We start from the raw sequence: 22670 nt of genomic DNA, 5'->3' as shown, positions 1-22670 counted from the left end.
GACGCGAGCGCACGACCCGAGGCTTCTGCCGGCTCAGTACGGATATTTATAAAACCGCCGTCGTCATTGTCCGCCGTGAAGTATCTGCGCCTCGAACTCCGGTACCCGCCGGAACTCATGCATCCGATGCACCGACTGGTCGACGAGTCGGACGCCATCGGTCGGGACGTGCTCCTTCACGGCAGCCTCTTCGACGAGACCGCCGACACCTTCCTGTTCTACGTGGAAGGGGACATCGACGTGTACGTCGACGCGCTGCGGTCAGTCGACCGCATCCGGGAGTTCGAGGTCACCCGGATCGACGGGACGGGCTACTACGTCTTCCTCACGCAACGGCGCGACGCCGTCGACGACGCGATGTTCGGGTCGCTCCGGCGGACCGGCATCGTCGTGGTCCCGCCGATCGACTTCCGTCCGAGCGGCGTCGCGAGGCTGACGATCCTCGGGGATCACGAGCCGCTCCGGGAGGGCCTCGCCGCGCTCCCGGAGCGGATCGAAAGCGAGGTCCTCCGCATCGGCGAGTACGACTGGCGCCAGCACCTCTTCGACCCGGGACTGACCGACCGGCAGTTCGACGCGGTCGCGGCCGCCGTCGAGTGCGGCTACTACGAGTCCCCGCGCGCGGCGTCCGTCTCGGATGTCGCCGAGCGGATCGGCGCCTCGCCGAGCACCGCGTCCGAACACCTCAGGAAAGCCGAATCGGCCATGATGAACGCGTTCATGCGACTGCGCGACGTGGCCTGACAGCGGGTGGCTGACGGCGTTCTCGCCCGACGATGCGCCAGGCCGACGACGCGTCCGTCCGACGACGCGCCCGTTCGACGACGCGTCCGTTCGACGACGCGTCCGTTCGACGACGCGCCCGTTCGACGACGCGCCCGTTCGACGATTCTCCTCAGTGAACGGTCCGGTCGTCGCTCGTGTCGATCTCTTCTCTCGGGTCCGCGTTGCCGAACTCGGGCGTCGGCCCGTCGCCAGGCTCCGCCCAGCCGACCGCGTTCCGGAGCACCCGTCGGACGTCCTCGTCGTAGTAGATCGGGTACGTCTCGTGACCGGGCCGGAAGTAGAACACCCGCCCGTTCCCGCGGCGGTAACAGCAGCCGGAGCGGAACGTCTCGCCGCCCTCGAACCAGGAGGTGAAGACGAGCGTGTCCGGCGCCGGCACGTCGAACCGCTCGCCGTACATCTCCGTCTCGTCGAGTTCGATCGCCTCGCCGATCCCGTCCGCGATTGGGTGGCTCGGCTCGATCGCCCAGAGCCGTTCGCGCTCGGCGGCCTCACGCCACTTCAGCGAGCAGCTGGTCCCCATCAGCCGCCTGAATATCTTCGAGTAGTGGGCGGAGTGGAGGACGAGGAGGCCCATCCCGTCGAGGACGCGCTCGTGGACGCGGTCGACGACCGCGTCGCGCACCTCGTCGTGAGCGGCGTGGCCCCACCAGACGAGCACGTCGGTGTCGTCCAAGACCGCTTCAGTGAGCCCGTGCTCCGGTCCCTCATCGAGGGTCGCGGTGCGGACCTCGTGGCCCCCCTCGCGGAGCGCGTCGGCGACGACGGCGTGGATGCCGTCGGGGTACACCTCGGCGACGGCGTCGCTCTCGCGCTCGTGGCGGTACTCGTTCCAGACCGTGACGCGTGCCATGCCCGGGGTCGACGCCGCACCGACTTGAGCGGTCGGCCTCGCCCTGGCGCGCGGACTCGGCGATAGGCGCCCACCCGAAGGTACTTGCTCCGCGCGCGAGACCACGGCATATGGCTGGTCCCCGACAGTTGTACCGCCGGGCCGACGACTGGGCGCGCGGCCTCTCGCGGCTGCGCTACGCCCTCTTCACCGGCGCCGTGGTGACGGCGTCGGTGCTCGCGGTCGGCGTCGCTCTCGGGGCGTCGACGACGGTTCAGGCAGTCACGATGGGCGTCGTGATGGCCGCGCTCTACTACGCCGGCGACGTGAACGCCGAAGACGGTTGAGTCCGTGTCGCGGCCCCGAACGTCGACTCAGGCCGTCGCTTCGACGTCCGCGAGCCGGTCCGCGAGGTACTCAGCGATGGAGACGGCCTCCTCCTCGACGAACCGCGCGACCTCCTCGCCCTCTGGCGACTCGACGACGACGGTTGGGATAAGCCCGATCTCGTACGCCTCGACGAGTTCGCCCTCCTTCCCGTCCGGGCCCTTCGTCACCGGGAACGACTCGATGCGGTCGTCCGGGACGCCGGCGGCGGCGAGCGCGGCACCGAACTCGGGGAGCTGTCGCTGGCAGTCGATACACCAGTCGCCGCCCCACACTTTGAACACGTAGTCGTCCGCCGCGAGCGCGTCGAGAACCGAGTCGTCGAACGCGTCCGCGTCGAGGTCGTCCGCGGGCGCGAGCGTTTCGAGAGTCATGGGGATCGATAGATCACGGAGGCACGTAAACGGCGCGTCGGTGGCAAGAGCACATTCGCTTCGGGTCCGTCGACGACACCTCGTCGAGTTCGCAGACACGCCTGATTTCTGTCCTCGGCTACAGACCGACTGCTGACACCCCCGAAGCCCCAGCCGCGGGCGACATCGATTGCCGGAGTCCGCGGGGCCTTTGGGTCACGACCGCCTCGGTTCGGGTAATGGACGACGACATCCTGTCGACGCTCGGCTCGCCGCTGGTGCGGGTCGACGCGCCCGCGGGGACGACGGTCGCGGCGAAGGTCGAGTCCCGCAACCCGGGCGGCTCGGCGAAGGACCGCCCCGCGCTGTACATGGTCGAGGCCGCCGAGGATGCGGGCGAGATCGAGCGGGGCGACCGCATCGTCGAGCCCACGTCGGGCAACACCGGCATCGGCCTCGCGATGGTCGGCGCGGCGCGCGACTACGACGTCACCCTCGTGATGCCCGAAGGGAAATCGATCGAGCGCCGCCGACTTATGCGGGCGTACGGCGCCACTGTCGAGCTCGTCGACGGCGACATCTCCGACGCGAAGGACCGCGCCGACGAGCTGGAGGCGGAGCCGAACACCGTCCAGCTCCGCCAGTTCGAGAACTCCGCCAACCCCCGCGCGCACTACGAGACGACCGGCCCGGAGATACTCGATCAGGTGGGCGACCGCACCGTCGACGCCCTGGTCGCCGGGGTCGGCACCGGCGGGACGATCACCGGGATCGGCCGCCGTCTCCGAGAGGCGTTCCCGGACGTCCGGATCGACGCCGTCGAGCCCGCGGACAACGCCGTCCTCTCGGGCGAGGAGCCGAGCGCCGACGACTTCCAGGGGATGGGGCCGGGTTTCGTCTCGCCGAACCTCGAGGTGGACCTGATCGACGAGGTCCACACGGTCGAACTCGGCGACGCCGAGACCGAGTGCCGCAGGCTCGCTCGCGAGGAGGGGATCCTCGTCGGCCAGTCGTCGGGCGCGTCGAACCTCGCGGCGAAGGTCGTCGCGGCCGAACTGCGCGAGAGCGGCGCGTTCGTCGGCGAGGAACCCCTCGTCGTCACCGTCTTCTGGGACAGCGGCGAGCGGTACTTGACGGCGGGGACCTTCGGCGAGTGACCGCGCCGCGGCGGTCGACCCCGGTGTTGATTAGCGTTCGGCGCCCAGATCGGGCGTGAACACGCGCGCCGAATCGGAGACGGAGCCGCCCGACCGCGACCCGGCCGACGGCGGTCCGACGGGGGGCTCGGACCGCCGCTTCGACGGACCGTGGCTCGCCGCGATAGCGGCGACCGTCGGAGCATGGACGGTCCTGTACGCGGTCGACTGGGCGCTGCTGACGCCTGCGACCCCGGTTGGACCGGCCGTCGCCTTCGCGCACAGCTACCTGCTCGCGCCCCTGGCGACCGCAACGATCCTGCTCGACGCGCTCTCGCTCGCCGAGCGACGCGTCGCCGACCTGGGCGTCTTCAAGTGGATCTACGCGCTGGCCGCGCTCCCCGCGCCTCCGGTCGCCGCGCTCTACTACGCGCACCGCGAATGGCTGAAGCCGGACGACACGACGCTTCTCGGGGAGCCCTGATGCCGGCCGATCGGCGACCCGAATCGAACGATGCGGACGCGGGCCCCGGCGCGGTCACTGCGCTCGTGACGGCCCCCGAGGGCGGCGCCCCGCCGGTCCGTCGCGAGGCGGTCGAGGTCTGTCCCGACGGCGTGGAGGGGGACCGCTACCGCCGCGGCGACGGCCACTTCCAACTCGACGGCTGCGCGGTCACGCTCGTCGCCGGGGAGGCGCTGACCGCGGTCCGTGAGGCGACCGGCATCGACGTGCGCGACGGCCGTCACCGTCGCAACGTGGTCGTCGAGGGGTTCGGCGCGGAGATGGACTCGCTCCTCGGCGCGACCGTCGCGGTCGGCGACGCCCTCCTGCGACCGACCCGACGGAGACCGCCGTGTGCGCACCTCGAGGAGCTCGCCGGCGAGGACGGCCTCGCGTCGGCGCTCCGGAACCGCGGCGGCCTCTGCTGTGACGTGGTCGAACCGGGGTCCGTCGCCGTCGGCGATCCGGTGACGGTGCGGGAGGCCGACCCGCGGACCGCCGGCGCGGCGATCGCCGACCGGTTGCGGGAGCGATCGTCGAGCGGTCACGAGTAGCGACCCCGCCTCGTCGGGCATCGGACTGCCGCCGGAGATCGGCTGTGCGTGTGAATTACACCTGCGCTGCGGATTTTATACGCTCGAAGCCGGAGACGACGACATGTACCGAACCCGTCGCGCGGCGCTGGCCGGGATCGCGGCGGTCGGCGGGGCGTCCCTCACCGGCTGCCTCGGGGGCCGAGCGACGGACTCCGTCACCGGAGGCGCTGAGGACACGGGTGCCGGAGCTCCCCCGCCGACCGTCGACGCCGGCTATCACCTCGCGTACGAGGCCGACACCCTCGTCTCCGAGTCGCTCGACGGCGGCGTCGGCAAGGATGGGATCCCTTCCGTCGACGACCCCGCGTTTCGGCCGATCGCGGAGGCGGATATGGCTGGCAACGAGCCGGTGTTCGGCGTCGTCCGCGGCGGCGAGGCGAAGGCGTATCCACGTCGCATCCTCTCGCACCACGAGATCGTCAACGACGAGGTCGGCGGCGAGTCGGTCGCGATCACCTACTGCCCGCTCACCGGGACGGCACAGGGGTTCCGTCGCGGCGACACGACGTTCGGCGTGTCGGGCCGGCTCGTGAACTCGAACCTGATCATGTACGACCGCGCCACCGACAGCTGGTGGCCGCAGATGCTCGCCACCGGGGTCGACGGGTCGATGGCCGACGAGACCCTCGACGAGTTCCGCGTCGTGTGGACGACCGCCGGCGAGTGGGCGACGCGACATCCCGACGCTTCCCTCATGACCGAGGAGACCGGCTACGTCCGCCGCTACGACAGCGACCCGTACGGGAGCTACGCGCCGCTGAGCGGGTACTACGTGCGGGACGGGACCAGGTTCCCGCCGCTCGCGTCCCCCGAGGACGGCCACGCGAAGTCCGTCGTCATCGGGGCGCGGACCGCGACGGGCGCGGTCGCCTTCGACAAGACCACGCTGCTCTCGGAGCGAGTGCTGACCGGGAACGTCGGCGAGGGCGGCCCCGCCGTCATCGCCGTCGCCGACCCTGCCCTCTCGACGGGGTACGTCTACCGGAACCCCGACGAGGTCGCGGTCGAACCGGACGGCGACGAGTACCGAGTCGACGGTGAGGGCGGGTTCGAGGCTGCGGACCTGCCGCTCGAACGGCTGCTCGCGTTCGACGCGATGTGGTTCGCCTGGTACGGCTTCTACCCGGACACCGCGTTCGTCGGGGAGCACACGCGGGCGGGCTATGGGGGCTGAGACCGCCGCGCCGGCCGCGTCGCCGCGCGCGTGGCTCGCCGGACTCGTCCGCCGGACGGTGTTCGCCGTCCGCGCCGCCCTCGGTCGGCGCGACGGCCGGGCGACCGCGGGTGCCGTCACCGGCGCCTATCTCATTGCCTACCACCTCGGACTCGGCCACCTCGGTCTGCGCGCCGGCGCGGTCGAGTCGGCCGGGACGCCGCGGTTCGACCTCGTCGTCGCCGCCGACCCGGTCGCGCTCGCGACCCGGCGCGTCGCGCCGTTCCAGTACGAGCCCGTGGCGCTGCTCTCCGCGGGACCGGTCGAGTACCTCTTCGCTCCCGTCAACGCCGCCCTCGGGCTCGCGCTCGCGGTGCTCGTCGGCGTCACGCTCGCCGTCTCGGTTGTCGCGTGGCGCGGCCCCTCGGCCTGTCGGATCGGCGCCGGCGCGGGGGTCGCCGCGGGCCTTCCGGGGATCCTCTCCGGGGTCGCCTGCTGCGGCCCCGCGTTCCTGGCGGTGATCGGCCTTCAGGCCTCGGCGGGACTGCTCGCCGCGTTCCGGTGGTTCATGCCGGCGTCCGTGGCCGGGCTCCTCCTCACGCTCCTGTGGGTCGGGAGCCGGGTCGACCCGGGGGCCGTGGGCTGACCTCGCCCGACCGGCTCACGGCCTGCTGGAACCGAAAGTGTTGACGGCCGACCGCCCCGATGAGTCGCCCGTGACTGTCGGATGAGCTGGCGGTACCGCCACACGGTGTTGACGCTGTGTATGCTGGCGTTCTTCGTGACGTACTTCGCGCGGCTGGCGATCAGTCCAGTCGTCCCCCTCATCATCGACGACTTCGGTGTCTCGAACACGGCGGTCGGGGTGGCGCTCTCGGGGATGTGGTTCGCCTACGGCCTCTCGCAGTTCCCGAGCGGGATCCTCGCAGACCGGTTCGGCGAGCGTCGGGTGATCCTCGTCGCCGTCGGCGGCACGACCGCGATGAGCCTCGCGCTCGCCGTCGTACCGGTCTTCCCCGCGTTCGTGCTGGCGGCGGTGCTCCTCGGGCTCGTGGCGGGGCTCCACTACGCGGTGGCGACCACGCTGCTCTCGCGGACGTTCGACGACCTCGGCACCGCGGTCGGGATCCACTCGCTCGGCGGCCCGCTCGCCGGGCTCGTGGCGCCGGTCGCCGCGACGTGGGTCGGCGTCCGCTACGGCTGGCGGCCCGGGGTCGCGCTGGCCGCGGTCGTCGGGGTTCCCATCTTCCTCCTGTTCGCGCGGCGGGTCCGGCCGACCGAGCCGCGGCGCCCCGACCAGCCGATGGCGGAGCGGCTCCAGGTCGGCCCGCTGCTCGAACTGGTCGGGCGCCGTGAGGTGCTCGTCCCGCTCGTCGTCGCCACGCTCGGCACGTACGTCGCGCAGGGCGTCATCTCTTTCCTGCCGACGTTCCTCGTGGAGCTCCGGGGGTACGACCCCGCGTTCGCCGGCGGCGTCTTCTCGGCGTTCTTCGTCGTCCGCGCCGGCGCGCAGGTCGGGCTCGGCCGGCTCTCCGACCGGCTGGGCCGCGACGCGAGCATCGCCGCGGCCCTCCTCAGCGGCGCGCTCGGCCTCGGAGGGCTGGTGGCGCTCCCCGACCTCGTCCGGCTGCCGGTCCCGGTCGGGCTACCGGCGCTGCCGACGGTCTCGTGGGCTCGGGATCGTCGTGCTGCTCGCCGGGCTCGGGTCGAGCTTCTTCTCCGCCATCGACCCGCGATTCATGGACGCCCTCGGCGACGCGGAACGAGGCGCCGGGTTCGGCCTGATACGGACCGTCTACACGGTGATCGGCTCGGCCGGCTCGGTCGGCGTCGGGCTCGTCGCGGACCTGTTCGGCTGGGGCGCGTCGTTCGCCGTCATCGCCGGCATGTCGGGGGTCGCGTTCCTCGTCATCTCCGCGAACGCGCTCGTCGGCGAGCGGCGGTGAGGGATGGCGCCTCGCCGACGTACTGCCCGTTAGCCGACGTACGGCCGCCTAACCGACGTACCGCCGCCTCGTCGTGCGCTCGCCGTCGGGGGCGTACACGGTGACGACCTCGCCCTCGTCGTCGAGCGCGGGCGCGTCGCGGCCGAGGTAGTGGTCGGTCGCCGTGTCCGCGCCGGCGCCGACGTGAACCGTCAGGGTCTCGTCGGGCCCGAGCGTCGCGTCCGGGAGGTCGTCGCGCTGGCCGTCGAGGTCGATGACGTACCCGGTCAGGCCGATCGGCTCCGCCGCGGCGTTCCGCAGGGTCACCGACTCGTCGAGCGCGTCGCCGGTCACGTCGCCGGCGTCACCGTTAGCTCCCGCATCGCCGCCGCTCCCCGGGCCCGCGTCGACGGCCTCGATCACCAGTCCGTCGGGGTTCGCCTCGGCCGCGAACGCCGTGATGTCCGCCAGCGTGTACCCGTCGGTCGCCGTCGGCTGCGGGAGGCTCGGCTCCCAGCCGTCGGGCGCGGCGTTGGGGTAGGCGGTCTCGTCAGCCTCGATCAGCCCGATCAGTGTCTCGGCGACGATCCGACTGCCGACCGCGCCGAGTCGCTCGCCGTCCTGCTGGTAGTCCGCCTCGGCGAGCACGTAGTACCAGAGCGGCGAGTCGGGGTCTGCGCCGCGACCGTGCGCCCGCAGCGTCTCCATGATCGCCGATTCGTCGCCGAACGCCTCGTTGCGGATCGGATCGTACCCCATCCGCGCGGCGACGTCCTGTCCGGAGGCCAGGCCGAGCGCCTTCCCGCGCCGGAGGTTCCGGACGGCGAGCGAGGAGTCCCCGGCGATCGGGAGGTTGAACAACGTCGGCGCGAGGAGGGGCTCGATCTTCCGCGAGGGCTGGTAGTCGCCGTCGCCGGTGTCGAGCAGCCGCGACCAGTCGACGACGAGGTCGCTCGGGACCGGTCGGCCGCCGCGGAGGTTCCGCCCGTCCCCGGGGCCGGTCGGGAACAGCGGCACCTCGCCGACCTCGTCGTTGACGTCGAACGCGTGTCGGATCATGCTGTGGCCGAAGCGGTACGCGGCGCCTCCGAACTCGACCGGGATCGCCGGCGTGCGCCCCGGCGGCACGAAGTGTTGTCGGCCCCGCTCCTCGATGTCGGCCAGGACGTAGCGGTCGCAGATCCGGGGGAGGAAGTCGCGTCGCACGACCCACTGGTAGTGCCACCTGACGAGTCGCTGCGCGGCTTCAAGGACGGACTCGCCGTCCTCGACGAGCGACGATCCGGGACCGCGGAGGTGGTCGACGACGCGGTTGTGGAAGTTCACGAAGGCGAGCTCGAGCTGCGAGACGACGACGTTCTCGTCGTTCCGCGGGTCGCCGATCAGCGCGATCCCCTGCTCGTTCCGCTGGAGGTCCGTCCCCGGGAGCCCCGAGAGCCCGCCGCCGTCCTCGGCGTCCGGCGCGACCGCGTCGCCGGTGAGAAGCTTTCGCTCGTCCGTCTCGTGGTCGTAGAGGAACGGCGCCGCCTCCGCGTTCGTCCGGTACAGCGAGTCGAGGTCGAGCGCCGGCGTCCGGAAGTTCCGCAGCGCGGCCGGGTCGTTGCGCCGGTCGATGTCGGAGGTCGGGTCGAACGTGAGGTCGTGGTCGACGAACTGACCGAAGATGCCGTAGCCGGCCGGCGTCTCGGCGTCCCCGACCGGGTCGTCGGGCGACTCCATCATCGGCGCCCCCGCCTCGCCGTCGGCGCCGCCGAGCGTCCGGAGTAACTCCTCGTCGCGGTCGTACGGGTCCAGCTCGGGGAACTGCGTGTGGAACCGGTGGCTCCGGACCGGGCCCGCGGCCGTACACGCGGCCTCGTTCATCCCGCGGTGGTCGCTCCCGCCGTGGAGGGCGACGCTGCGCGCGTTCACCGAGAGGTGGAGCGCCGCCTCGCTCCCGTCCGGTCGTCGCCGCCGTCGGACCGGCTCCTCGGTCCCGCCCCGCGCGGGGTTCCGCACGGTGAACGAGACCTTGTCGAGGTCGGCGCCGCCGTCCGCTTCGAGGACGAAGTTCCCGTCGTCCTCGGTCATCCAGTGGCCGATGCGGTCGCCGTCCTCCCGTTCGCCGATGACTATCCGCCCCGCCAGCGGCCGGGAATCGCCGTCGACGACGCGACATGTTATCTTGTCGGTAGCGCCCATGGGTTGATGTGACACACATAAGTATCAAAAAATTATCTAAATGAACTTTCAACTCGTTTCCCGGATTATATTGCTGGCTTCGCTCCCGTCGGTCGGGCGACGCGCGCTTGACGGGCCTCCGCACGCCAGCCGTTCGCACGCGACCCGAACATTCGAGTCCGCCCGAGACGAACTGCCGTCGTGTACGACTACCACGCCCACACGAACTACTCGGACGGGGCGTTCCTCCGGTGGATGGTCGAGGCCGCCGCGGACGCCGGGCTCGACGGGATCGGGCTCGCAGACCACTGTAACGTCTCGCCGGCGCCGAACGCGCGGGAGCACAAGCGCGCGTTCGGGTTCAACCTCGACCTGACCTACGAGCGGCGCCGCGACGCGATCGAGTCGGTCCGCGACGACGTCGACGTCGACGTGTTCGACGCGGCGGAGATGGACTACGACCCCGAACACGCGGACGCGATCGCCGAGTTCCTCGACGAGGCGGACTTCGATTACGCCGTCGGCAGCGTCCACGACCTCGACGGCGTCAACGTCCACACGCGCTCGCACTTCGCCGACAAGCCCGAGGCGGAGCGCCGCGAACTCGTCGACCGGTACTTCGAGAAGCTGGTCGCCCTGGTCGAGTCGGAGCTGTTCGCGATCGCCGCGCACCCGGACTTGGTCGAGCGCAACCCCCACCTCCGCGGGTTCGCGACCGAGGACCACTACGCCGCGGTCGCCGAGGCGTTCCGCGACTCGCGGACCGTCCCGGAGATCAACGCCGGGCGGCTGCTCGACGGCTACGGCGAGTTCCACCCGGCCCCCGCCTTCCTCGACCGCCTCGTCGACGCCGGCGTCGACGTGAGCGTCGGGACCGACAGCCACGAGCCCGACGTGATCGATCCCCGGGTACAAGAGATCGAGACGGAACTCGACCGTCGCGGGCTGGAGCCGGTCCCCCTCGACCGGATCGTCGCGGACGCCTGACGCGGTCGCTCACGCCCTCGAGAGAGCGACCTTCGAAAACGCAGCTATTTCCTCGTTTGATTTCGGCTTACGCCTCGTCAAACAGCGCAGCGCTTCGCGCTGCTGGCTCGCCCCGGCTTACGCCGGATCGGACGACGGGAATCGGAGATTCGCTCGCCCGACGAAGCTACGCTTCGTCGAACACCGATAGGCTCGCTCCGCTCTCCTATCGAGTTCGACTTCGGCTTACGCTTCGTCGAACAACGTCTCGCCCTCGACCATGTGGTCCTCGACGGCGTCCATGTCGAGCGTGACGCCGAGGCCCGGCTCTTCCGGCACCTCGATGTACCCGTCCTCGATCACACTCTCCTCGACGAGGTCCTCCCACCAGCCGAGCTCGTAGGAGTGGTACTCGATGGCGAGCGAGTTCGGGATGGCGGCGCCGACGTGCGCCGCGGCCATCGTCGCGACCGGCGAGGCGACGTTGTGCATCGCGACCGGCACGTAGTACTGGTTCGCGATGTCGGCGATCTTGCGGGTCTCGCGCATGCCGCCGACCTTCGGCAGGTCGGGCGCGACGATGTCGACCGCCTGGTTCTCGATGAGCCGGCGGAGCTCGGTGACGCGGTAGCGGTTTTCGCCGACCGCGATCGGCGTGACCGTGTTCTTCGTGACCTCCTCCTGGACTTCGAGGTTCTCCGGCGGGACGGGGTCTTCGAGCCACCACACGTCGTACTCCTCGATGGCGTCCGCGAGGCGCTTCGCGGAGCCGCCCGAGAACGTCCAGTGGCAGTCGAAGGAGACGTCCGCCTTGTCCTTCACGCGCTCGGTGACCTTCTCGACGATCTCCGCCTTGTGGCGGATCTCGCCGGGGCGGAGGTGGCGATTCGCGCGGTCCTTCTCGTGGCCCGAGGGGACGTCGAGGTCGAACTTCAGCGCGTCGTAGCCGAGTTCGTCGACGACGCGCTCGGCCTCGTCGGCGCAGGCCTCGGGGTCCGCCTCGTCCTCGGTGTGACAGTCGCAGTAGACGCGCATCTCGTCGCGGTACTTCCCCCCGAGCAGCTGGTAGGCGGGCACGTCGAGAATCTTGCCGGCGAGGTCGTGGAGCGCGACTTCGATGCCGGAGATGGCCGTGACCGTGACGCCCTCGACGGAGCCCTCGCCGGACATCTTCTGGATCAGGTGCTCGTAGAGGCGGTCGATGTCGAGCGGGTTCTCGCCGATCACGAACGGCTTCATGCGCTCGATCAGCTCCGGGACGCCGGCGCCCCAGTACGCCTCGCCGGTGCCGACCACGCCCGCGTCGGTGTAGACGCGGACGAGCGTCCACGGGAAGTTCCCGTCGACCATCGTCGTCTGGACGTCCGTGATCTCGACGTTGCGATCGCCGCCGCGCGTCCCCGTGGTCCCCATCGTCTCGGCGGAGAGCTCCCGCATCGTGTACTCCGCGTTCGGGTCGTGGAGCGACTCGTAGTTCCGGCTCATACCCCCCAATTTATTCGGAACAGGGTAAACGTTTACCATCGGGCGTGGGACGCCTGAACAGGTGGCTTTTCATCCCCGTGCGCGCAACGGGTGGGCATGGTCGAAATCACGGATTCTCTCGCGTGTCTGTACACGGGTCGGGTCGAGTCCCGCGGCGACGACTACGTCGTCACCGTCCCCGCGTCGGAGATCGAACACGGAAGCGTCAGCGTCGGCGAGACGTACCGGATCGCCGTCCTCGACCGCTCCGACGGCGAGCCGTCGGCGGCGGCCGACGACGGGGCCGCGTCGTCCGTTCCCGACGCCGACGCCGACGCCAGCGGCCCCCCGTCCGACGGGGGCGATCGACCCACCTCTCGCGGGGCCGCCGGGGCCGTCCAACCCGACCCGCCCGTCTCGGAGGGAGAGGTCCGCGAGGTGACGATCGAGACGCTGGGCGACAAGGGCGACGGGATCGCGAAGATCGAACGCGGTTACGTCGTCATCGTCCCCGACGCCGAGCCCGGCGAGGAGCCGACCGTCGAGATCACGAGCGTCCGGGAGAACGTCTCGTTCGCGAACGTCGTCGAGGAGTAGCGCCGCGCTGCGAGGTCGCGAGACCCTTCGAGGCCGCCGTCACGCGTCTCTCTCTACGCGGCCTTCCTCGGGCGGCTCGGCCCGCGAGAACAGCGCCCGGAGGTTCGACGGCGAGAAGAACGAGGACGGCTCGTCCATGTGGACGCCGATCTCGCCCGAGAGCGCCCGCAGCCCGACCCGCTGGACCGGCTCCGGCAGCGAGTAGCACCGCCGTATCGCCTTCCCGAGCCGGATCTCCGTCGACAGCTCCTCGCGCCACTGCGACTCGTAGTCGGCGAGCGTCGCCGGGTCGCGCGGGTCGATCGCCGCCGCGGCGACATCGGCCGCGCGCATCCCGTATAAGATTCCGCCTCCGGTGAACGGCTTCGTCTGCGCGGCGGCGTCGCCGATCAGGAAGCCGCGGTCGCTCGTCGTCCGCGCCGGCGGTCCCACGGGGATCGCGCCCGAGCAGCGACGGTCCGTCGTCGCGCCGTACGCGTCCGTGAGCCGGTCGAAGCCCGCCGACACGTCCTCGCTCGGCGGCGCCGCGAGCCCGTACTCGACGCCGGCGTCGCCGCGGGGGATCCGCCACGCGAAGAACGTCGGCGCGGTGAGGTGGACGTCGACGTAGTCGCCCGCGTCCGCCGCGTCGTCGAACGCGAGGACGCCGTGGAGCAGTTCGTCCGGCTCCGGGAGGTCGAGCGCGCGGCGCACCCGCGAGGTCGGACCGTCGCACCCGGCGACCATGCGCGCCTCGAAGCGCTCGGTGGCGCCGTCCGCGAGGCTAGCCTCGACGACGACGCGGTCGCCGCGCTCGTCGACCGAGACGACGGTGTGGCCCTCCCGGAGGTCCGCGCCCGCGTCCTCGGCGAGGTCCGCCAAGGTCCGATCGAGGCCGACCCGGTCGATCACGTTCGACACGGGCTCCCGCTTGTAGAACGGATAGGGGGCCGACTCCGGCCCGCCGACGTGGAACCGCGCGCCGAACACTCGGTTCTGCCGGAGCCGGTCTACCGCCCCGTCGTCGACGTACTCCCAGAGGTCCGTCGAGACGTGGCCGGAGCAGGCCAGCGGTTCGCCGACGGTCCCCGACTCCAGCAGGAGGACCTCGCGTCCCGCCTCGGCGGCCCGGCGCGCGAACCGCGACCCGGCCGGCCCCGCTCCGACGACGACGAAGTCGTACACGCCCGTAATCACCGTCCCGAGACGGCTAAACGGTTCCGGCTCCCGACCGGTTCGCGGATCACTCGTCGCCGCCGAGCCACGCGAGCGCCGCATCGAGGTCGGTCCGGGGCGGCGAGCAGGCGAACCCCTCGCAGACGTAGGCGGTCGGCTCGCCGTCGGTCGCGTCCCGGTCCGCCCAGATCGGCGGGGCCTCGACCATGTCAAGGCGGTCGAGCCACTCGTCAAGGCCCGCGTCCGTGGCCGGGCGCGGCGCGACGAGCGCGCCCGGCAGGTACCGCTCGCCGAGCGTCTCGCGCCACTCGTCCGGCACCTCGTCGGCGGCGACCGTCACCTCGATCCCCCCGGTCTCGACGAGGTCCGCGGCCCGGACGAGCGAGGCGTGTTCGAGCGGACCGCCGCGGATCCGGTCGGCGTGGGTCGTCACGACGCGCTCGGCGATCTCCCGGAACTCCCCGCCGGTCCGGAACCCGTCGAGGAGCGCGAGCGTCTCGGCCGCGACGCCGAGGCTCGACGGCGTCGACCGGTCGGTGAACTCCTGCGGCCGGGCGATGAGCGGGCCCGCGTCGGCGCGCTCTCCCGCCCCGCCGGTCCCGTCCCCGTCGAGGTCGCTCGTGAAGTATATCGTATCGTCGTCCGCGTCGTAGAACTCCGCGACGAGCGCGTCGGCCAGATCTAAGGCGAATCCGAGCGCCTCCGGGTCGCCGGTCGCGGCGTAGGTGTCGAGCGCGCCGCGGGCGAGGAACGCGTAGTCGTCAAGGTACCCCGGCCCGCGCACGTCGCCGTCGAGCCAGCGCCGGGCGAGCGCGCCGGTCTCGGCGTCGGGGTCGTAGAGCCGGTCGCGGCAGAAGTCGAGTGCCTCGCGGGCGCTCTCGGCGTACGGCTCGCCGAGAGTGTCCCCGGCCCGCGCGAACGCCGAGATCGCACGCCCGTTCCACGCCGCTAGCACCTTCTCGTCGCGGGCGGGCCGCGGTCGCGACTCGCGGGCGTCGAACAGCGCCGTGCGCGCCTCGGTCAGCGTCTCGCGGACCGCCTCGGGCGACTGCTCGCGGTCCGCGGCCAGCTCCGCGACCGACGCCGCGACCGTCGGGACCGTCGTGCCGCGCTCGAAGTTCCCGCCGGGCCGGATCCCGTACCGCTCCTTCGCCAGCGACGCCGCCGGCTCGTCGAGGACGGCGTCCACCTCCTCGGGCGTCCAGACGTAGAAGGCGCCCTCCACGTCCTCGCCGTCGCTCGCGCCCTCGCCGTCTCCGCGGCTCGCATCCCCGTCGTCCCGGCGGCTCGCGGGCTGTCGGCTCCGCGCGTCGAGCGTGCTGAAGAAGGCGCCGCCCTCGTGTCGCAGCTCGCGGTCGAGGAACGCTAGCGACTCGCTCGCGACGCGAGCGTACCTCGGGTCGCCGGTGAGCCGGTAGCCGTCGAGGTAGACCATCGGTAGTTCGGCGTTGTCGTACAGCATCTTCTCGAAGTGGGGGACGGTCCACTCGCGGTCGACCGCGTAGCGGTGGAACCCGCCGCCGATCTGATCGTACATCCCCCCGTCGGCCATCCCGTCGAGGGTTCCGGTCGCGGCCGACAGGAGCGCGTCGCGGCCGCGGCCGGCGTACGCCCGCATCAGGAGGTCGATCCGGCCCGGCATCGGGAACTTCGCGCCGCCGCTCCCGAAGCCGCCGTGTTCCTCGTCGTAGCCGCGCAGCGCGGCCGCCGCGGCCGTGTCGAGCAGGTCGTCGCCGGGCGGCGAGGCGCCCCCCTCCTCCGAAGCCGGCGGTTCCGGCGTCGGCACCGACTCCAGCTCGTCGCGCGCGCTCTCGGCCCACTGGTCGGCGCGCCGCTCCATCTCCTCGCGCTGCTCGGGGTCGCTCCACGAGTCGGCGATGCGCTCGCAGAGCTCGCGGAACCCGGGCTGGTTCCGCCGCGGCTCGGGCGGGAAGTACGTCCCGACGTAGAACGGCTTCCCCTCGGGCGTACACCACGCCGAGAGCGGCCACCCGCCCCCGCCGGTGACGAGCTGGGAGACGGTCATGAACGTGCTGTCGACGTCCGGGCGCTCCTCGCGGTCGACCTTGATCGGGACGAACGAGTCGTTCACGACCGCCGCGACCGACTCGTCCTCGAAGCTCTCCTCGGCCATGACGTGACACCAGTGACACGAGGAGTAGCCGATGGAAACGAACACCGGCGCGTCGTGCTCGCGGGCGCGCTCGAACGCCGCGTCCCCCCACGGCTGCCAGTTGACGGGGTTGTCGGCGTGCTGTCGGAGGTAGGGACTCGCCTCCCCGTCGAGGCGGTTCCGCTCGGTCGGCTGTGACATGGGCCCGGTTCGGCCCGGCGCGACAAAAGGCGTCCGGGGCGCGCCGAGCGCCGCCGCCCGCGACACGGGTATCCACGAACAAGCACATATCGGGCCGCGGAGAGAGTAAGGTTTACACTACCGTGCGGTCACCCGTCGGGCATGACGGAGACCGTGCTGCTTGTGGGGGGCGGCGGCCGCGAACACGCGCTCGCCCGAGCGGTGGCTGACGACTGCGCGCTGTACGCCTGCGCGAGCGTCCGGAACCCGGGGATCCGGCGCCTCGCGGACGGGTTCGAGTCGATCGACGAGACCGACGCCGAGGCCGTCGCCGAGTACGCGACCGCGGTCGGCGCGGACCTTGCGGTCATCGGCCCGGAGTCGGCGCTGGAGGCCGGCGTCGCGGACGCCCTCGACGACGCCGGCGTCTACGCGTTCGGTCCGCGGGCCGCGGAGGCCCGCCTGGAGACGGACAAGGCGTACCAGCGGGAGTTCATGGAGCGGAACGCGATCCCCGGCTGCCCGGACTACGCCGTGTTCGACGACACCGAGGCGGCCTGCCAGCACATCGACGAGTACGACGGCGACCTCGCGGTCAAGCCCGCCGGGCTCACCGGTGGCAAGGGCGTGAAAGTGATCGGCGACCAAGTGACGGCGGCGGAGGCCAAGGCGTACCTCCGCGACTCCGACTACGACCGCGTCGTCCTCGAGGAGCGGCTCGTCGGCGAGGAGTTCACGGTTCAGGCGTTCGTCGCGAACAGAGACGTGCGGACGACCCCCGCGGTCCAGGATCACAAGCGCGCCTACGAGGGCGATGAGGGGCCGAACACCGGCGGGATGGGGTCGTACACCGACACCGGCCGCTCGCTCCCGTTCATGGCCGAGGGCGACTACGAGGCCGCGGTCGACGTGCTGGAGGCCGTCGTCGACGCGCTCCCCGACTACAAGGGCGTCCTCTACGGACAGTTCATGCTCACCGACGAGGGGCCGAAGGTCGTCGAATTCAACGCGCGGTTCGGCGACCCCGAGGCGATGAACACGCTGCCCGTCCTCGACACGCCGTTCGTCGACGTGCTCGCCGCCGCTCGCGGCGGCGACGCGCTCCCGGAGCTCGACTTCTCCGGCGAGGCGACCGTCTGTAAGTACGCGGTCCCCGACGGCTACCCGACCGACCCTGACGCGGGCGCGGCGATCGCGGTCGACGAGGAGAGCGCGGGGGACGCGCTCCTCTACTACGCCAGCGTCGACGAGCGCGACGGCGGGCTGTACACCACCACCTCGCGGGCGTTCGCCGTCGTCGGCCGCGGTGACTCGATCGCGGCCGCCGAGGCGCAAGCGGAGGACGCCCTGGCCGCCGCGGGCGACCGCGTCCGCATCCGCCACGACATCGGGACCGCCGACCTCGTCCAGCGCCGGATCGACCACATGGACGAACTGCGACCCTGAACCGGCCCGGCCGCTCGGTCGGCGGGTCGGCGGCCCGGAGCGACCCTTTTATCCTCCCCGTCCGAACGGCGTGACGTGACAGACGACGACCCAGACGCGACGCGCGAGGATTTGTCCCGAAGCGACCGCCTCGACAGGTTCCCGACGCCTGGCGTCCGGAACTCCCTGTGGTCGTGGCCGGACGCGAAGTCGCCGCTCGCGGTCGTCCGCAACTACGTCGTCATCGTCCTCGCGCGGATCTGCCCGAGCCTCCGGCTGAAGAACTGGCTGCTCCGGCGGATCGGCGTCGCGGTCGGGGAGGGCGTCTCGTGGGGACTGGAGTCGACACCGGACGTGTTCTGGCCGGAGCGGATCCGGGTCGACGACGACGCGATAATCGGGTACGACGCCACGCTGTTGTGTCACGAGTTCCTCCACGAGGAGTACCGGCTCGGCGACGTTGTCGTCGAGGAGCAGGCGATGATCGGCGCCGGGGCGGTCGTACTCCCCGGCGTCACGATCGGTGAGGGCGCGCGCGTCGCCGCGAACTCGCTCGTCGCGGAGGACGTGCCGCCGGGCGCGACCGTCGCGGGGGTCCCGGCCGAGGTCGTCTCGCGGTCGGACCCGGCCGCGAGCGACGACTGACCGGGGGGCTACGCGGCAGCGGTTTACACGGCGTCGTCGTCCGCGTCGCCGCCGTCGCTCGCGGTCCCTTCCTCCTCCGCGTCGGTGATGTGTGCCTCGGTGCTCACCCGTTCGAGGTCGACGCCGACCTCCTCGGCGACGGCGTCGAGGACGGCCCGCTGCTCGGCCATCTCGTTTTCGAGCGTCTTGACGCGCTCAGAGGTGTCTATCACCGTCTCCTGCGTCTCGTCGACCTCGTCGCGGAGCTCGCTGATCTTCTTGTAGGTGCGCTCCGCGCGGTCGGCGAGCGTCTGGATCTTCTTCGCGGTGTCCCCGAATCCCATACCGACGCGTCGGTCCGGCGATACGTGTGCTTTTCCGTTCGGTGCGGCCCTCCCGAACCGTCGGTTCGCCGACCGCCGCGGCCCCGACCGACGGTGGACTTTTGCCCGACTCGCCCCTGATACGGGTATGAGCGTGGACCGGATCCTCCTGACCAACGACGACGGCGTCGACGCCGCGGGACTGCGCGCGCTGTACGACGCGCTCGCCGAGGAGTACGCGGTGACCGTCGTCGCGCCCGCGGCCGACCAGTCGTCCGTCGGCCGTCTGCTCTCCGAGGACGTGGCCGTCGAGGACCACGAACTCGGATACGTCGTCGACGGCACCCCCGTCGACTGCGTCGTCGCGGGGCTCGACGAGCTCGTCCCGGAGGTCGACGCGGTCGTCGCGGGCTGTAACGAGGGCGCGAACCTCGGGGCGTACACGCTCGGGCGGTCGGGGACCGTCTCGGCGGCGGTCGAGGCGGCGTTCTTCGACGTGCCCGCGGTGGCGGCCTCGATGTACGTGCCCGGCGGCGACGATTGGTGGAAACGCGAGTTCGAGGGCGCCGACTTCGCGCACGCGGCCCGGGCGACGCGGTTCCTCGTCGACGAGGCGGTCGAGGCGGGCGTGTTCGACCGCGCGGACTACCTCAACGTCAACGCGCCGATCGCGGACGAGGACCGCGCGCCGCTCCGCGTCACGACCCCCTCGACGTGGTACGGGCTGCGCGCGGAACGGAACGGGGACGGTCGCGTCGGGTTCTCCGATCCGATCTGGGGCCTGATGAACGACGACGACGTCCCGGACCCCGTCGGCACCGACCGGCGCGCCGTCGTCGACGGCGAGGTGTCCGTCTCGCCGCTATCGGTCCCCCACGCCGCCGAGCCGGAGGCGGGCCTCGACGAGCTGGCGGAGGCCTACGAGGCGACGGTGCGGTCGTGAAAAGCGGGCCGCGCTACTCGCCGTCGCCGGTGCTGACGGTCACCTTCGCCTCGCTCAGGACGCGGTCGCCCATCTCGTAGCCGGGCTCGTACACCTCGTGGACGGTCCCCTCCGGGCGCTCGCTATCGACGCGGAGCATCACCTGATGGCGCGCGGGGTCGACCTCCTCGCCCGGCTCGGGGTCGATCGCCTCGACGCCCTCCTCGGCGAGCACGTCGTCGAACTTCTCCAGCGTCGACTCGACGCCGGGGCGGAGGTCGCTCCCCTCGTCCTGGTCGAGCGCGCGCAGCAGGTCGTTCCGGACCGGCGTGAGCCGCTCGACGAGCGCCTCGGAGGCGCGCTCCCGGATGTCCTCCTGCTTCCGCTTCGCGCGCTCCTTGTAGTTGCTGAAGTCGGCCTTCACGCGGGCGAGCTTGCTCGTCAGCTCTTCGACCTCCTCGTCGCGCTCGCGGAGCGCCTCGCGGGTCTCGGCGAGGTCCGCCTCCAGCGCCGCCACCTCGCGGGCGAGCGCCTCGTCGTGCTCGGCGACGGCCGCGGCCAGCGCCTCGCTCTCGGCGCGGGCGCCGCCGTCGTCGCCGGCGGCCGACTCCCCGCTCGCTCCGTCGGCGGTCGCCTCCGCCGTGCCGTTCGCTCTCGCCGCGTCGCCCTCGTCGTCGGCGGACTCGACATCGACGGCGTCGTCGTCGCTCATACCCGATGGAAGTCGGTCGGCGGGGATAAGCGTTCAGAACCGCGGCGAGATCGACCCAGCGCTCCGCGATCTCGTCGGCGAGGTCGTCAACGCCGAACACCTCTCCGACGCCGCGGTCGGCGCCGACTAGGCCCCGAGCGTCACGGCGCTGACGGGGATCGCCTCCATCGCCGTCGACGACGGCGACGAGCGGTGGACCGTCGGCGGGTGGGGCGCGGCCTACGAGGACGTGGAGGCCGACCGGATCCACGTGACCGGCGCCGCGGCCCCGACCTGGGCCGAGCTAGCGGAGTGACGCGAATCTGGGCGGCGGAGTGACGCGAATCGGGGCGGCGGGGGCGACGCCGATCGAAGTGGCGACGTGACGCCGCCCGAAGCGCTCGACTCTGGCTCGCGCGACGGGCGGATTTATGCTCGTCGCCACCCACGATCGGTTCCGTATGCCACCTCGACCCTCGACGTTCTCGATCGCCGCGCGCGATCCGGAGACGGACGCGGTCGGCGTCGCGGTCCAGTCCAAGTTCGTCGGCGTCGGCGCCGTCGTCCCGTTCGTCAGCGCCGACGCGGGCGCGGTCGCCACACAGAGCTTCGCGAACGTCGCCTACGGCCCCGACGGGCTCGACCTGCTCCGCGAGGGGCACGCCCCCGCGGAGGCGATCGACCGGCTCACGGGCGCCGACGACGAGGCGCCCTCGCGGCAGGTGGGGATCGTCGGCGTCGACCCCGAGGAGCCCCCGGCGGCGTTCACGGGCGACGAGTGTCACGACCACGCGGGCGACCGACAGGGTGACCATTACACGGTCCAGGGGAACATCCTGGAGAACGCCGACACCCTCGACGCGATGGCCGCGGCGTTCGAGGAGACCGACGGGGGGCTCCCGGAACGGTTGATCGCCGCGCTCCACGCGGGCAACGAGGCCGGTGGCGACAAGCGCGGCGAGCAGTCCGCGGCGCTGTACGTCGCGAAGCCCGAGGGCGGCTACGACGGCAGGAACGACCGCTGGGTCGACGTGCGCGTCGACGACCACGAGCGGCCGATCGACGAGTTGGAGCGCGTGTTCAAGATATACGACGTGACCCTCCTCGAACGCGAGGCGCCCGACGAGACGCGGGAACTGGCCGGCGAGACGGCGGTCGCTGTCGGGTCGGCGCTCGCCGACCTCGGCTTCTACGACGGCGAGCCGACCGCGGAGTTCGGCGAGGACGCTCGCGACGCGCTGGAGTCCTTCCGCGGCATGAACAACTTCGAGAACCACTCGCTCGCGGTGTTGGAGGACGCCGTCGCACGCGGGTGGGAGGAGACGGCCCCCGGTGACGACGCCGAGTCGCGGCTCGTCGACGCTATCTGGAACGGGCTCTCGCGGCTCGACCGCGTCTGAGCGCGCTCCCCTTGCCAGAGCGCGTTCGCCCCGCCGGACGTGGCCGGTCGACTTTTGCCCCTCCGCAACCGAGCGGGACCATGCCGATCGAACCCGACAAGGTGGCCGACCTCATAGAGGCGGACCTCCCCGACGCGGTCGCCCGGGTCACCGCGCCCCGGATCCACAACGACGAGGACGAGGACGCCCACTTCGCGGCCGTCGTCGTCTCGCCGGCCTTCGAGGGCGAATCGCTCGTCGACCAGCACCAGCGCGTGTACGACGCGGTCGGCGATCACATGACGCAGTCGGTCCACGCGTTGGAAATCAAGACGTACACGCCCGAAGCGTACGTGGAGCACGGCGACGGTGCGCTCGCCGGTGACCTCCGCGATGCCGGGCTGCTCCCCGTCGACGAGGCCTGAAACTGCGCCGCGTTTTCGCCGACTTCCCGCTTCCACCCTCCACGCTGATGCGATCCGAACTCGTCCGCGCCGTCCGCGGGGTCCTCGCCGCGGTCTCGCTGCTGGCGTTCGTCGCGCTCTTTCTGGCCGTCGAGGCGCGCGTCACCTCTGCGACCGTCCTCGGCGGACTCGCCGCGGTCGCGGTCGCGGCGCTGTTCGCGGCCGCCGGCCGCTCCGGGATCCGGCGGCTGCTCGGCCGGGGGGATTCGGGTCCCCGTGGAACAGCGGAACGGACCGCCGAAGGCGACGCGTGGCTCGACGAGCCGGTCGACGATACGGCGTGGACTGACCGATCCGACCGTGCTGGCGACGACCCCGAGACCGACCGGCCGCTCGCGAGGCTCGAACCCGCGCTCGACGACGCCTGGAACCGGTGGTCGGACGCCGCGCTGACGCTCGGGCTGGCCGCGCTGGGAGTCGGCGCGCTCGTGCTGCTCGCGACTTATCCGGGCGACGATCCGCCGCTCGGGCTGCTGTTGCTGGTCGCGTTCGGGATCAACGGGGCGCTCGTCACGCTCCCGTTCGTTTTTAAATAAG

At 71.7% G+C, this 22670-nt stretch carries 24 protein-coding genes and 1 pseudogene; 17 read left to right on the top strand and 8 right to left on the bottom strand.

Features of this window, described 5'->3' with window-relative positions; translation table 11 throughout:
* Positions 1–75: 75 nt before the first annotated feature.
* A complete protein-coding gene (locus tag Z052_RS18200) occupies positions 76–744 on the top strand; it encodes a helix-turn-helix domain-containing protein (RefSeq protein WP_086216718.1) in 669 nt (222 codons plus the stop codon).
* Between the two features lie 151 nt (positions 745–895).
* Here the strand turns inward: Z052_RS18200 and Z052_RS18195 are convergent, their stop codons facing one another.
* Entirely contained in the window at positions 896–1639 is a 744-nt protein-coding gene (locus tag Z052_RS18195) for a ThuA domain-containing protein (RefSeq protein WP_049929428.1), read from the bottom strand.
* A 110-nt stretch (positions 1640–1749) separates the two neighbouring features.
* Here Z052_RS18195 and Z052_RS18190 point away from each other — a divergent pair, with 110 nt between their 5' ends.
* Positions 1750–1965, top strand: coding sequence for a hypothetical protein (locus tag Z052_RS18190; RefSeq protein ID WP_049929429.1), 216 nt, complete (start codon positions 1750–1752; stop codon positions 1963–1965).
* A gap of 27 nt (positions 1966–1992) precedes the next feature.
* Here the strand turns inward: Z052_RS18190 and Z052_RS18185 are convergent, their stop codons facing one another.
* Positions 1993–2379 carry a thioredoxin gene (locus tag Z052_RS18185; protein ID WP_049929430.1) on the bottom strand — a complete coding sequence of 129 codons (387 nt, stop codon included), beginning with the start codon at positions 2377–2379 and terminating at the stop codon, positions 1993–1995.
* 218 nt (positions 2380–2597) lie between these two features.
* On the opposite strand from Z052_RS18185, the gene Z052_RS18180 reads away from it, so the two are divergent.
* The 6 genes and pseudogenes from Z052_RS18180 (at position 2598) to Z052_RS18155 (ending at position 7691) form a co-directional block, all read left to right on the top strand.
* Positions 2598–3515 (top strand): PLP-dependent cysteine synthase family protein, encoded by a 918-nt coding sequence (locus Z052_RS18180; RefSeq protein WP_094494226.1) that lies wholly within the window; start codon positions 2598–2600, stop codon positions 3513–3515.
* Positions 3516–3570: 55 nt separating this feature from the next.
* The gene (locus tag Z052_RS18175; RefSeq protein ID WP_086216715.1) at positions 3571–3978 is read left to right on the top strand and encodes a hypothetical protein; all 408 of its coding nucleotides are present in this window, start codon (positions 3571–3573) and stop codon (positions 3976–3978) included.
* Positions 3978–4550, top strand: coding sequence for an MOSC domain-containing protein (locus Z052_RS18170; protein ID WP_094520478.1), 573 nt, complete (start codon positions 3978–3980; stop codon positions 4548–4550). Before Z052_RS18175 ends, Z052_RS18170 begins: the two co-directional genes overlap by 1 nt.
* Positions 4551–4653: 103 nt before the next feature.
* Positions 4654–5766 carry a DUF3179 domain-containing protein gene (locus Z052_RS18165; RefSeq protein WP_094520477.1) on the top strand — a complete coding sequence of 371 codons (1113 nt, stop codon included), beginning with the start codon at positions 4654–4656 and terminating at the stop codon, positions 5764–5766.
* Positions 5756–6391 (top strand): hypothetical protein, encoded by a 636-nt coding sequence (locus Z052_RS18160; protein ID WP_094520476.1) that lies wholly within the window; start codon positions 5756–5758, stop codon positions 6389–6391. The genes Z052_RS18165 and Z052_RS18160 overlap by 11 nt, the downstream gene beginning before the upstream one ends.
* A gap of 81 nt (positions 6392–6472) precedes the next feature.
* Positions 6473–7691 (top strand): annotated as a pseudogene (locus tag Z052_RS18155) (MFS transporter).
* A 48-nt stretch (positions 7692–7739) separates the two neighbouring features.
* Here Z052_RS18155 and Z052_RS18150 read toward each other — a convergent pair.
* Positions 7740–9851, bottom strand: coding sequence for a peroxidase family protein (locus tag Z052_RS18150; protein ID WP_094520475.1), 2112 nt, complete (start codon positions 9849–9851; stop codon positions 7740–7742).
* A gap of 180 nt (positions 9852–10031) precedes the next feature.
* Between Z052_RS18150 and Z052_RS18145 the strand changes: the two genes are divergently transcribed.
* Positions 10032–10817, top strand: a complete 786-nt coding sequence (locus tag Z052_RS18145; RefSeq protein ID WP_049929439.1) for a PHP domain-containing protein — start codon at positions 10032–10034, stop codon at positions 10815–10817.
* 225 nt (positions 10818–11042) lie between these two features.
* Here Z052_RS18145 and Z052_RS18140 read toward each other — a convergent pair whose 3' ends face one another.
* Positions 11043–12281, bottom strand: coding sequence for a mandelate racemase/muconate lactonizing enzyme family protein (locus Z052_RS18140; RefSeq protein WP_049929440.1), 1239 nt, complete (start codon positions 12279–12281; stop codon positions 11043–11045).
* Positions 12282–12377: 96 nt separating this feature from the next.
* Here Z052_RS18140 and Z052_RS18135 point away from each other — a divergent pair, with 96 nt between their 5' ends.
* Complete coding sequence (locus Z052_RS18135; RefSeq protein ID WP_049929441.1) at positions 12378–12857, top strand: TRAM domain-containing protein; 480 nt, start codon at positions 12378–12380, stop codon at positions 12855–12857.
* A gap of 39 nt (positions 12858–12896) precedes the next feature.
* Here Z052_RS18135 and Z052_RS18130 read toward each other — a convergent pair whose 3' ends face one another.
* Complete coding sequence (locus tag Z052_RS18130) at positions 12897–14021, bottom strand: geranylgeranyl reductase family protein (protein ID WP_049929442.1); 1125 nt, start codon at positions 14019–14021, stop codon at positions 12897–12899.
* Between the two features lie 58 nt (positions 14022–14079).
* Positions 14080–16326: a thioredoxin domain-containing protein gene (locus Z052_RS18125; RefSeq protein ID WP_094520474.1), complete on the bottom strand. Its 2247-nt coding sequence runs from the start codon at positions 16324–16326 to the stop codon at positions 14080–14082.
* 141 nt (positions 16327–16467) lie between these two features.
* Here Z052_RS18125 and purD point away from each other — a divergent pair, with 141 nt between their 5' ends.
* Together purD and Z052_RS18115 are read left to right on the top strand one after the other, a co-directional pair.
* Positions 16468–17751 (top strand): phosphoribosylamine--glycine ligase, encoded by a 1284-nt coding sequence (purD, locus tag Z052_RS18120; protein ID WP_094520473.1) that lies wholly within the window; start codon positions 16468–16470, stop codon positions 17749–17751.
* A gap of 75 nt (positions 17752–17826) precedes the next feature.
* Positions 17827–18375 carry a DapH/DapD/GlmU-related protein gene (locus Z052_RS18115; protein ID WP_049929445.1) on the top strand — a complete coding sequence of 183 codons (549 nt, stop codon included), beginning with the start codon at positions 17827–17829 and terminating at the stop codon, positions 18373–18375.
* Positions 18376–18398: 23 nt separating this feature from the next.
* Here Z052_RS18115 and Z052_RS18110 read toward each other — a convergent pair whose 3' ends face one another.
* On the bottom strand, positions 18399–18698 hold the full coding sequence (locus Z052_RS18110; RefSeq protein ID WP_049929446.1) for a DUF5798 family protein: 300 nt from the start codon (positions 18696–18698) through the stop codon (positions 18399–18401).
* 127 nt (positions 18699–18825) lie between these two features.
* On the opposite strand from Z052_RS18110, the gene surE reads away from it, so the two are divergent.
* Complete coding sequence (gene surE / locus Z052_RS18105; RefSeq protein WP_049929447.1) at positions 18826–19620, top strand: 5'/3'-nucleotidase SurE; 795 nt, start codon at positions 18826–18828, stop codon at positions 19618–19620.
* Positions 19621–19633: 13 nt separating this feature from the next.
* Here surE and Z052_RS18100 read toward each other — a convergent pair whose 3' ends face one another.
* Complete coding sequence (locus Z052_RS18100) at positions 19634–20311, bottom strand: nucleotide exchange factor GrpE (protein WP_086216808.1); 678 nt, start codon at positions 20309–20311, stop codon at positions 19634–19636.
* Between the two features lie 148 nt (positions 20312–20459).
* Here Z052_RS18100 and Z052_RS21275 point away from each other — a divergent pair, with 148 nt between their 5' ends.
* The 4 genes from Z052_RS21275 (at position 20460) to Z052_RS18080 (ending at position 22669) form a co-directional block, all read left to right on the top strand.
* Positions 20460–20606 (top strand): TrmB family transcriptional regulator sugar-binding domain-containing protein, encoded by a 147-nt coding sequence (locus Z052_RS21275; RefSeq protein ID WP_303648461.1) that lies wholly within the window; start codon positions 20460–20462, stop codon positions 20604–20606.
* Between the two features lie 145 nt (positions 20607–20751).
* On the top strand, positions 20752–21690 hold the full coding sequence (locus Z052_RS18090; protein ID WP_049929449.1) for a DUF1028 domain-containing protein: 939 nt from the start codon (positions 20752–20754) through the stop codon (positions 21688–21690).
* Positions 21691–21770: 80 nt separating this feature from the next.
* Positions 21771–22094: a BolA family protein gene (locus tag Z052_RS18085; protein WP_089307600.1), complete on the top strand. Its 324-nt coding sequence runs from the start codon at positions 21771–21773 to the stop codon at positions 22092–22094.
* A gap of 47 nt (positions 22095–22141) precedes the next feature.
* Positions 22142–22669: a hypothetical protein gene (locus Z052_RS18080; protein ID WP_094520472.1), complete on the top strand. Its 528-nt coding sequence runs from the start codon at positions 22142–22144 to the stop codon at positions 22667–22669.
* Position 22670: the final 1 nt, after the last annotated feature.

Origin of the sequence: Halorubrum sp. C191, assembly GCF_002727095.1 — an archaeon.
GTDB lineage: Archaea > Halobacteriota > Halobacteria > Halobacteriales > Haloferacaceae > Halorubrum > Halorubrum ezzemoulense.
Note: the sequence above shows the minus strand (reverse complement) of the source record. Positions and strands in the feature narration are given on the sequence as shown.

Excerpts from the sequence above, each read along its gene's own strand:
- Z052_RS18195 (WP_049929428.1), bottom strand. The coding sequence starts at position 1,639 with ATGGCACGCGTCACGGTCTGGAACGAGTACCGCCACGAGCGCGAGAGC.
- Z052_RS18190 (WP_049929429.1), top strand. The coding sequence starts at position 1,750 with ATGGCTGGTCCCCGACAGTTGTACCGCCGGGCCGACGACTGGGCGCGC.
- Z052_RS18185 (WP_049929430.1), bottom strand. The coding sequence starts at position 2,379 with ATGACTCTCGAAACGCTCGCGCCCGCGGACGACCTCGACGCGGACGCG.
- Z052_RS18180 (WP_094494226.1), top strand. The coding sequence starts at position 2,598 with ATGGACGACGACATCCTGTCGACGCTCGGCTCGCCGCTGGTGCGGGTC.
- Z052_RS18170 (WP_094520478.1), top strand. The coding sequence starts at position 3,978 with ATGCCGGCCGATCGGCGACCCGAATCGAACGATGCGGACGCGGGCCCC.
- Z052_RS18165 (WP_094520477.1), top strand. The coding sequence starts at position 4,654 with ATGTACCGAACCCGTCGCGCGGCGCTGGCCGGGATCGCGGCGGTCGGC.
- Z052_RS18160 (WP_094520476.1), top strand. The coding sequence starts at position 5,756 with ATGGGGGCTGAGACCGCCGCGCCGGCCGCGTCGCCGCGCGCGTGGCTC.
- Z052_RS18150 (WP_094520475.1), bottom strand. The coding sequence starts at position 9,851 with ATGGGCGCTACCGACAAGATAACATGTCGCGTCGTCGACGGCGATTCC.
- Z052_RS18140 (WP_049929440.1), bottom strand. The coding sequence starts at position 12,281 with ATGAGCCGGAACTACGAGTCGCTCCACGACCCGAACGCGGAGTACACG.
- Z052_RS18135 (WP_049929441.1), top strand. The coding sequence starts at position 12,378 with ATGGTCGAAATCACGGATTCTCTCGCGTGTCTGTACACGGGTCGGGTC.
- Z052_RS18125 (WP_094520474.1), bottom strand. The coding sequence starts at position 16,326 with ATGTCACAGCCGACCGAGCGGAACCGCCTCGACGGGGAGGCGAGTCCC.
- purD (WP_094520473.1), top strand. The coding sequence starts at position 16,468 with ATGACGGAGACCGTGCTGCTTGTGGGGGGCGGCGGCCGCGAACACGCG.
- Z052_RS18110 (WP_049929446.1), bottom strand. The coding sequence starts at position 18,698 with ATGGGATTCGGGGACACCGCGAAGAAGATCCAGACGCTCGCCGACCGC.
- surE (WP_049929447.1), top strand. The coding sequence starts at position 18,826 with ATGAGCGTGGACCGGATCCTCCTGACCAACGACGACGGCGTCGACGCC.
- Z052_RS18100 (WP_086216808.1), bottom strand. The coding sequence starts at position 20,311 with ATGAGCGACGACGACGCCGTCGATGTCGAGTCCGCCGACGACGAGGGC.
- Z052_RS18090 (WP_049929449.1), top strand. The coding sequence starts at position 20,752 with ATGCCACCTCGACCCTCGACGTTCTCGATCGCCGCGCGCGATCCGGAG.
- Z052_RS18085 (WP_089307600.1), top strand. The coding sequence starts at position 21,771 with ATGCCGATCGAACCCGACAAGGTGGCCGACCTCATAGAGGCGGACCTC.
- Z052_RS18080 (WP_094520472.1), top strand. The coding sequence starts at position 22,142 with ATGCGATCCGAACTCGTCCGCGCCGTCCGCGGGGTCCTCGCCGCGGTC.